An 8,540-nucleotide genomic window follows, 5' to 3' on the forward strand; every position below is an offset into this window, starting at 1 on the left:
TCGGCCGGCAAGAACTGTGACGTCCGCGACACGGTGCTGCAGCGCGACGGCACCGGGGTCGAGGTGAGCGGGTGCAACGTGGTCGGTGGCCGCTGGGTCAGCGTCTACGACAACCGCACCTTCACGGATCCGTCCGACGTGGACATCGACCACATGGTGCCGCTCGCCAACGCGTGGCGATCGGGCGCCGACGACTGGGACGACACGCGCCGCGGCGACTTCGCCAACGACCTCACGCGCCCTCAGCTGCTGGCGGTTTCGGCGAGCAGCAACCGGGCAAAGGGTGACCAGGATCCGTCGACGTGGAAGCCGAGCAACCGCGACTTCTGGTGCGAATACGCGCAAGACTGGATTGCCGTGAAGCACTTCTGGAAGCTGACGGTGACCACCGCGGAGAAGGCCGCACTCACCGACATGCTGGAGACCTGCCCATGAGCGAACCCGCCGCCAAACAGAGCGACCTCACCGCCGGGCCGGGCGGCGTGATGACCGACGAGGTCGGCGTGATCACGGGTGACCTGACGTTGCGCACGGAGTTGACCGACGGCAAGGTCGTGCTGCGCGTGCAATACAAGGACGCCGCCGAGTGGTACGGCGTCACCGGCGGCAAGGCCGCCCTGAAGGACCCGGCCGACCTCGATGCCGTGCACAGCATCGCGCTCGGCCTGCTCAACCGTCCTTCGGGCTAAGGAACGGTCCGTTGTTAACGCTTTCTGCATAGGAACGGTCCGTTCCTAACCTCGCCGTTGCAGCGGCAGCCAGCGAGTCGTTAACAACGGACCGTTCCTATGCGAAATCCGTTAACAACGGACCGTTCCTTACGCCGCTGCCGTGCGGCCGGCGACTTCCTCGTTGTCAGCGACGGGGAAGTGACACGCGGTCTGGTGGCCGGGGGCGTCGCCCTCGCGGACGACCAGCGGCGGCTCCGTGGTCGCGCAGATGTCCTGCGCCTTCCAGCAGCGGGTGCGGAAGCGGCAGCCGGTCGGCGGGTCGATCGGGCTCGGCACGTCGCCGGTCAACAGCACCCGCTGGCGCTGGTTGGCCTCACGGCGACGCGGGTTCGGCACCGGCACCGCGGACATCAGCGCGACCGTGTACGGGTGCCGCGGGTTCGAGTAGAGCGACTCGCGGTCGGCGATCTCGACGATTTTGCCGAGGTACATGACCGCGACCCGGTCCGAGATGTGCCGCACCACGGACAGGTCGTGCGCGATGACCACGTAGGTCAGGCCGAGCTCGTTCTGCAGGTCCTCGAGCAGGTTGACGACCTGGGCCTGGATCGACACGTCGAGCGCGGAGACCGGCTCGTCGGCGATGATCAGCTTCGGCTTGAGCGCCAGCGTGCGGGCGATGCCGATGCGCTGCCGCTGACCGCCCGAGAACTCGTGCGGGTAGCGGTTGTAGTGCTCCGGGTTGAGGCCCACCAGCTTGAGCAGGTCCTGCACGGCACGCTTGACGCCGTGGGGGGTCTTGACGCCCTGGATGTGGAACGGCGCGCCGACGATCGTGCCGACCGTGTGCCGCGGGTTCAGCGACGAGAACGGGTCCTGGAAGATCATCTGCATGTCGCGCCGGAAGGGCCGCATGGCTCCCGTGCCGAGGTGCGAGATGTCCTTGCCGTCGAACATGATCTTGCCGGCGGTCGGCTCGGCCAGGCGCGTGATCAACCGGCCGGTCGTGCTCTTGCCGCAACCCGACTCACCGACGAGGCCCAGGGTCTCGCCCTTGTAGACGTCGAAGTCGATGCCGTCGACGGCCTTGACCGCGGCGACCTGCCGCTTCAACAGACCCTTGGTGATCGGGAAGTGCTTCTGCAGCCCTTGGGCCGAGAGCAGCGCCTCTTTCGTCGGGGTCTGCGTGGCGACGCTTTCCCCGGCGGTGCTCTCCGTCATGATGTTGCCTCCAACTTCGGTCGGACCTGCTCGTTCCAGATCCGCTTGCGCTCGGCCACGGGCATGTGGCACCGCACCAGGTGGCCCCGGCCGGACTCGGCCAGCTCCGGAACCGTCGTCGTGCCCAGCCCGCCGGTCCGCGCCTCGTAGGCGCACCGCGGGTGGAACGCGCAACCCGACGGCACGTTGATCAGCGACGGCGGGTTGCCGGAGATCGGCAGGAGCCGGTTGGTCACGCCGCGGTCGAGCCGGGGCATGGATCCGAGCAGGCCCCAGGTGTACGGGTGCTCCGGCTCCTCGAAGATCGTCACGGCCGAGCCGTACTCGATGCACTTGCCGCCGTACATGACCAGCACGTCGTCGGCCAGCTCGGCGACCACGCCCAGGTCGTGGGTGATGATGATCAGCGCGGAGTTGAACTCCTGCTGCAGGTCCCGCATCAGGTCGAGGATCTGCGCCTGCACCGTCACGTCGAGCGCGGTGGTCGGCTCGTCGGCGATCAGCAGCTCCGGGTCGCAGGACAGCGCCATCGCGATCATCGCGCGCTGCCGCATGCCGCCCGAGAACTGGTGCGGGTAGTCGTCGACCCGGCGGTTCGGCTGCGGGATGCCGACCCGGCCCAGCATGTCGATGGCGTGCTTCTTGGCGACCGCCTTCGACACGTTGTTGTGCACCCGGTAGGCCTCGATGATCTGGTGGCCCACCGTGTAGTAGGGGTGCATCGCCGACAGCGGGTCCTGGAAGATCATCGCCATCCGGCGGCCGCGCATCTTGCGCACCGTCTCCGGGTCGGCGTTGACGATGTCGGTGCCGTCGAGCGAGATCTCACCGGAGACCCGGGCGTTGCGCTTGTTGTGCAGACCCAGGATGCCGAGGCTGGTCACCGACTTGCCGGAGCCGGACTCGCCGACGATGCCGAGCGTCTTGCCGCGCGCCAGCGAGAAGGTCAGGCCGTCGACGGACTTGACCAGGCCGTCGTCGGTCGGGAAGTGGATGCGCAGGTCCCGCACATCGAGGAAGGCATCTGGAGCAGGCATCAGGCCAGCCTCACCCTCGGGTCGATGACCGCGTACACCACGTCCACGATCAGGTTTGCGATGACGACGAAGCCCGCCGCGAAGATGACGAAACCCATCACCTTGGGCATGTCGTTGGCATTGATGGCGTCGATCGCGTACTTGCCGATGCCCGGCAGCGAGAACGTGCTCTCGGTGAGCACCGCGCCACCCATCAGCAGGCCGACGTCGAGGCCGAAGATGGTCGCGATCGGGGTGAGCGCCGCGCGCAGGCCATGCTTGGTCACGACCGTGCGTTCCCGCAGGCCCTTGGCCCGCGCCGTGCGGATGTAGTCCTCACCCATCGTTTCGAGCATGCCCGCGCGGGTCAGTCGGGCGTACGCCGCGGAGAACAGCAGAGCGAGCGTGATCCAGGGCAGCAGCAGGCTGTACGCCCACTCGCCCGGATTCTGTTCGATCGGTGTGTACGCGCCACCGGGCTTGGTCCAGTGGAGCGTGTAGCTGAAGATGACCAGCGAGACGAGGCCGGTCCAGAAGATCGGCAGCGAGACGCCGCCGAGCGCGATGCCCATCGCGGCCCGGTCGAAGATGCTGCCCCGCTTGAGGGCGGACACCACACCGGTGGCCACACCGAAGATCACCCAGATGATCGCCGCGCCGAAGGCGAGAGACGCGGTGACGGGCAGGCGGTCCAGGATGTCCGGCAGCACCGGGTTACGGCCGATGAAGGAGTAACCCAGGCACGGGGCCGGGCAGTGCGCCTGCGTCGCGCCGAACGCGAAGTCGCGGCCGACGAAGATGGCCTGCAGCCAGTCCCAGTACTGCACGAAAAACGGCTTGTCCAGGCCGAGCCCGTGCGCCGCCTCGGCCACCTGCTCCGGGTTGGCCGTGCGGCCCACGTAGCGGGAGGCCAGGTCGTTGGCGGTGCCGCCGGCCCAGCGCGGCACCAGGTAGAAGATGCCGAAGGTGATCATGCTGACGATGAGCAGTGTCAGCACAGCGCCGAACAGACGCCGAATGATGTACGCGACCACGGAGTTCGGCTCCGGCAGCCGGCCCGTCCCTTTTCGGGGACGGGCCGGCCGCCGCTCGCCTTCACCTACCTCACTTGGGGTGCTTGCTAACCAAGGGGTTTAGCGAACTAGACGGATTTACTGGACGCCCATCGACAGGTAGTCGTACTGGCCGTACGCGTCGTTGACGAAGACGTTGGTGGTGTTCTTGCTACGCACCGTGACCTGCTTGGCCCAGACGCCCGGCAGGATCACCGCCTCCTCCATGACCCGCTTGTCGATCTGGCCCCAGAGCGCGTCCCGCTTGGCGGTGTCGGTCTCGGCGATGGCCTGGTCGACCATGCTGTTGACCTCGGGGATGTTGACGCTCAGGTTGGACGAGCCACCGGTGTCCCGGATGACCCGGCCGTCGACGATCTGCGACAGGAAGCCGAAGCCGTCGTTCCAGTCCGCGCCCCAGCTGTTGACCATCAGGCCAAGGTTGTTGGTGTTGCGGTAGCTGGGCTTGCCCGCGTACAGCGCGAAGTAGTCACCGGTCGGGAACGGCTTCAGCGTGAGCTTGATGCCGACCCGGGCGAGGGACTGCTGCAGCGCCTCGGCGGTCGCCTTCTCCTTCGGACGCTCGGCCCGGTAGGCGATGTTGGTCTCGAAACCGTTCGGCGAGCCGCAAGCCTGCAGAGCAGCCTTGGCCTTGTCGAGGTCACCCTTGTTGTCCGCGCCGGCCGACCACACGTCGAGCTTCTGGAAGCCCGGGATCTGCGGCGGGAGCAGGCCCGTCGCGATCTCGCCGCCGGCCTGGGGGCCGCCGTACGCCGTCTGGTAGGTGGTGCGGTCCGCCGCGTACTCGACCGCCTTGCGGCACTCGATGTTCTTGAGCGCCGGGACGTTCGGGTTGATCGAGGTGTAGTTCAGGCGCGCGCTGAGCGGGTTGTCGGCGCGCTCCTTGATGTCCGGCTGGCCGAGCACGCGGGACAGAGCCGCGGGCTGCACACCGGTGCCGGCGATGTCGACGTCGAGCGAGCCGTCGATGATCTGGTTGTCGATGTCGTCGGCGTTGGCGCCGATGGTGACGTCGTAACCGTCGGGCAGAGCCTTGCGGTTCGGGTCGGTGGACTGGTCCCACTGGTCGTTGCGGACCAGCTTGAAGCCCTTACCGGCCTCGTAGCTCTCGAACTTGTACGGGCCCGAGGAGACGACGTGCTCCTTGTACTTGGCGCCCGTGTCCTTCGCGGCCGGGACCGGCGCGGTGGCCGGGATCTGCGCGAAGTAGTCGAAGCCACCGAACGGCTTGTTCAGGTGGAACACGATGGTCCGGTCGTCCGGCGTGTCGATCGCCGGGTTGTCCTGACCCTTGCTCGAGTAGGGACCCTTGTAGCCCTTGAGGTCCAGGAAGTCGTTGAAGTAGGTCGGGCCGTTGACCAGCGTGGCCTTCTCCAGCGAACGCGACACCGCGTACTCCACGTCCTTCGACGTGATCGCGGTGCCGTCCTCGTACTTCAGACCCTGACGGAGCTTGTAGGTCCAGGTCTTGCCGCCGTCGCTGGGCGTGCCCAGGCCTTCGGCGAGGTCACCGGTCAGCTCGCTGCTGGTCTTGCCCGGGCCGACCTTGAACATGGTCAGCGAACGGGTGTAGAGGCGGGCGAGGTTCCACGACAGACCGTAGTACGTGTCGCCGGGGTCGACCGAGTCCCAGTCCGACGAGATGGCCATCTTCAACGTGCCACCCTTCTTCTCAGAAGGGTTGAACACCTTGCCGTTGGCGGCGTCGAACGCGGCAACGGCGGTGCCGCCGGTGCTGCTGTCGGTGTTGGAATCCGTGCCCCCGCCGCCACAGGCGGCGAGCGCGAGGGCGGCTGCGACGCCTACGGCGACGCCAGTCACCAACCTTCTCTTCATCTACTGCTCCCCTTCGTTTGAGAGGTGGTGGGGCTTCGGGGGTGTATTCCGTAGCGAGCTCATCGCGTCTTTGGGTCGAGCGCGTCGCGGAGGCCGTCTCCGAAGAGGTTGAAGGCCAGCACGGTGATGAAGATCGCCAGGCCGGGCCAGAACATGAAGTGCGGCATCGTGTAGTAGCGCACCGCCTCGCTGAGCATTCCGCCCCAGGTCGCCGTCGGAGGCCGGATGCCGACGCCCAGGAAGGACAGGCCGGCCTCGAACAGGATGTTGGTCGGGATGAGCAGCGTCGCGTAGATCAGGATCGGCGCCACCAGGTTGGGCAGCAGCTCCTTGCGCAGGATGTAGCCGCTGCGCGCGCCGAGGCTGCGGGCCGCGTCGACGAACTCGCGTTCGCGGAGCGAGAGCGTCTGACCGCGCACGATGCGGGCCATGTAGCCCCAGTTGAAGAACCCGATGATGAAGATCAGGAGGACGATTCGCAGCGTGTCGCCGGAGAGGCCGAAGGCCTTGTCCGGGATGACGCCGGCGAGCGCGATCGCGAAGACGAGGATCGGGAACGCCAGGAACAGGTCCATCGCGCGGCTGATCACCCAGTCGACCCAGCCGCCGAGGTAACCGGCGATGACGCCGAGCGTCGCGCCGATGATCACCGAGAGCAGGGTCGCCAGGAAGGCGATCAGCAGCGAGATCCGGGCGCCGTAGAGCACGCGGCTGAAGATGTCGCGGCCGAACGGCGGCTCGACGCCCATCAGGTGCTTGGGGTCGAACGAGCCGAACGGGAACGTCGACGTGGGCGCCTGCGTCGCCGGGTCCATCGTCTCCTGGTGGAAGGAGTTCGGGTCGTACCCCCACGCGTTGACGATGAGGGGCGCGAAGATGGCGATCAGGATCAGCAGAATGATCACGATGCCGCCGGCCATGGCGGCCTTGTCCCGCTTGAGCCGGCGCCAGGCGATCTGGCCTAGGGAACGTCCTTCGATCGCCTTCTGCGGACCCTCGGCCTCGGCCGGCGGTTGCCCAACAGGGACTTGATCGGAAATGGACGCGTCGGGGCCAACGACCATCAGTTGCCCGGTCCTTTCCCCGGTCGCCGCGCGCAGGTGACCGTGCTGCCCGCAGGCTGGACCGGTCCCCGCCGCGTCGACAACCGATCGGTTGGCGCGTACGTGGAGAGTTCGTGGAGACCGCCCGACTGGGGTGAGCCGAACGGGCGCGCGAACGACAGCGACGTGGTGCCGCTGCGTACCGAACAATTTCTCGCGTCGTCGCTCAGCGTCAAGGGCGGGGGAGGGGCGTAACCAACTTCAGGCCTGCCCGTAATGACAATGTGACCTGCCAACTCGGAACCTCGGGTAATCGGGGGATGACGCTGTGCCCAGACGTGAGAACGCCTCGGTGTGACGGTCATGCTGGCACACGGAACGGCCACCGTCACATCGGCCCCCAGTCGCGAGCCGGACAGCTTGCCCAGATTTGCCCGATGAGTGGCTTTTGGTATGTCTAAGTTGAAGTGAATTGCGGCTTGTGCCGGCCAGGTAGTGACTCAGACCGCACGCCGGCCCTCGAAGGCCCGCCCCAAGGTGATCTCGTCGGCGTACTCCAGGTCGCCACCTACCGGCAACCCGCTGGCCAGCCGGGTGACGTCGATGCCCATCGGCTTGACCAGGAGGGCGATGTAGGTCGCGGTGGCCTCACCCTCGGTATTCGGATCGGTGGCCAGGATCAGCTCCTTGACCTCGCCCGACCCGAGCCGGCTCATCAGCTCGCGGACCTTCAGGTTGTCGGGGCCGATGCCCTCGAGCGGGTTGATCGCCCCGCCGAGGACGTGGTAGCGGCCGCGGAACTCACCCGTCCGCTCGATCGCGACGACGTCCTTGGGCTCTTCGACGACGCAGAGGAACTCGTCGGAGCGCCGGGGGTCACGGCAGATGCGGCACTGCTCGGACTCGGCGACGTTGTAGCAGGTGGTGCAGAACCGCACCTGGTCCTTGACCCGGTTGAGCACGGTGGCCAGCCGGGTGACGTCGGCCGGGTCGGCCGAGAGGATGTGGAACGCGATCCGCTGGGCGCTCTTCGGGCCGACACCCGGCAGGCGCCCCAGCTCGTCGATCAGGTCCTGGATCGCGCCTTCGTACACGGCGGCTTTCCTTAGAAGCCGGGCAGGCCGAGGCCGCCCATCCCGCCGCTGACCGGGCCCATCTTCTCCTCGGTGAGCGCGCGGACCGCCTCGGTGGCGTTGTGCAACGCGGCGACGACCAGGTCCTCGAGGGTCTCGACGTCGTCGGCGTCGACCGCCTTGGGGTCGATCTTGATGCTCAGCACCTCGCCGGTGCCGCTCAGCGTGGCCGTGACCAGCCCACCACCAGCGGTGCCGGTCACCTCGGCCTCGGCCAACTCGGCCTGCGCGTCGGCGATCTGCTGCTGCATCTTCTGCGCCTGCTTCATGAGCTGCTGCAGGTTGGGCTGTCCACCGGGGCGCACGGGTGACTCCTCTGTCGTCGTAAACCGTCGGTCTCTATAGAGACTAGTGGGGTGATCGCCCGATCCGCTGGCGAGGTGGCCGGCGCATCGGGCTCGTCAATGCTGTTTCTCTTGTTGCTATCGAGGCGGGCCTACTTGAGGTCGATCTCGCCGATCCGCTCGGCACCGAGCGCCTCGTGGAGAAGCGCGAATGCCTGCTGCTCACTGCTCTGGCGCGCGGTCCGCTCGTCGATGACCTCGTC

Annotated in this window: 8 protein-coding genes and 1 pseudogene; 2 read left to right on the top strand and 7 right to left on the bottom strand. The window is 67.2% G+C overall.

All coding sequences use genetic code 11. The features are described from left to right. A partial coding sequence (locus Air01nite_RS39795; RefSeq protein WP_203708600.1) for an HNH endonuclease family protein occupies positions 1-435 on the top strand: 435 nt, incomplete at its 5' end. A 29-nt stretch (positions 436-464) separates the two neighbouring features. After that, positions 465-689: pseudogene (locus Air01nite_RS42025) on the top strand (hypothetical protein); the annotation flags it as partial. A 129-nt stretch (positions 690-818) separates the two neighbouring features. Here Air01nite_RS42025 and Air01nite_RS39805 read toward each other — a convergent pair. From Air01nite_RS39805 to Air01nite_RS39835, 7 genes are all read right to left on the bottom strand, one after another. Further along, the gene (locus Air01nite_RS39805) at positions 819-1,892 is read right to left on the bottom strand and encodes an ABC transporter ATP-binding protein (protein ID WP_203708602.1); all 1,074 of its coding nucleotides are present in this window, start codon (positions 1,890-1,892) and stop codon (positions 819-821) included. Continuing rightward, positions 1,889-2,929 carry an ABC transporter ATP-binding protein gene (locus Air01nite_RS39810; protein ID WP_203708603.1) on the bottom strand — a complete coding sequence of 347 codons (1,041 nt, stop codon included), beginning with the start codon at positions 2,927-2,929 and terminating at the stop codon, positions 1,889-1,891. Before Air01nite_RS39810 ends, Air01nite_RS39805 begins: the two co-directional genes overlap by 4 nt. After that, the gene (locus Air01nite_RS39815) at positions 2,929-3,942 is read right to left on the bottom strand and encodes an ABC transporter permease (RefSeq protein WP_203708604.1); all 1,014 of its coding nucleotides are present in this window, start codon (positions 3,940-3,942) and stop codon (positions 2,929-2,931) included. Before Air01nite_RS39815 ends, Air01nite_RS39810 begins: the two co-directional genes overlap by 1 nt. A 117-nt stretch (positions 3,943-4,059) precedes the next feature. Beyond that, positions 4,060-5,817 carry an ABC transporter substrate-binding protein gene (locus Air01nite_RS39820; protein WP_203708605.1) on the bottom strand — a complete coding sequence of 586 codons (1,758 nt, stop codon included), beginning with the start codon at positions 5,815-5,817 and terminating at the stop codon, positions 4,060-4,062. Positions 5,818-5,876: 59 nt separating this feature from the next. Then, positions 5,877-6,881 carry an ABC transporter permease gene (locus Air01nite_RS39825; protein WP_203708606.1) on the bottom strand — a complete coding sequence of 335 codons (1,005 nt, stop codon included), beginning with the start codon at positions 6,879-6,881 and terminating at the stop codon, positions 5,877-5,879. A gap of 479 nt (positions 6,882-7,360) precedes the next feature. Beyond that, entirely contained in the window at positions 7,361-7,954 is a 594-nt protein-coding gene (gene recR, locus Air01nite_RS39830; protein WP_203708607.1) for a recombination mediator RecR, read from the bottom strand. A gap of 11 nt (positions 7,955-7,965) precedes the next feature. Further along, positions 7,966-8,274 carry a YbaB/EbfC family nucleoid-associated protein gene (locus tag Air01nite_RS39835; protein ID WP_239091284.1) on the bottom strand — a complete coding sequence of 103 codons (309 nt, stop codon included), beginning with the start codon at positions 8,272-8,274 and terminating at the stop codon, positions 7,966-7,968. Positions 8,275-8,540 lie beyond the last annotated feature (266 nt).

The sequence above is a fragment of the Asanoa iriomotensis genome (assembly GCF_016862515.1).
GTDB lineage: Bacteria > Actinomycetota > Actinomycetes > Mycobacteriales > Micromonosporaceae > Asanoa > Asanoa iriomotensis.

What these genes read in the sequence shown, in the direction of transcription:
- Air01nite_RS39820 (WP_203708605.1), bottom strand. Translation starts at nt 5,817, where the DNA reads ATGAAGAGAAGGTTGGTGACTGGCGTCGCCGTAGGCGTCGCAGCCGCC.
- Air01nite_RS39810 (WP_203708603.1), bottom strand. Translation starts at nt 2,929, where the DNA reads ATGCCTGCTCCAGATGCCTTCCTCGATGTGCGGGACCTGCGCATCCAC.
- Air01nite_RS39825 (WP_203708606.1), bottom strand. Translation starts at nt 6,881, where the DNA reads ATGGTCGTTGGCCCCGACGCGTCCATTTCCGATCAAGTCCCTGTTGGG.
- Air01nite_RS39805 (WP_203708602.1), bottom strand. Translation starts at nt 1,892, where the DNA reads ATGACGGAGAGCACCGCCGGGGAAAGCGTCGCCACGCAGACCCCGACG.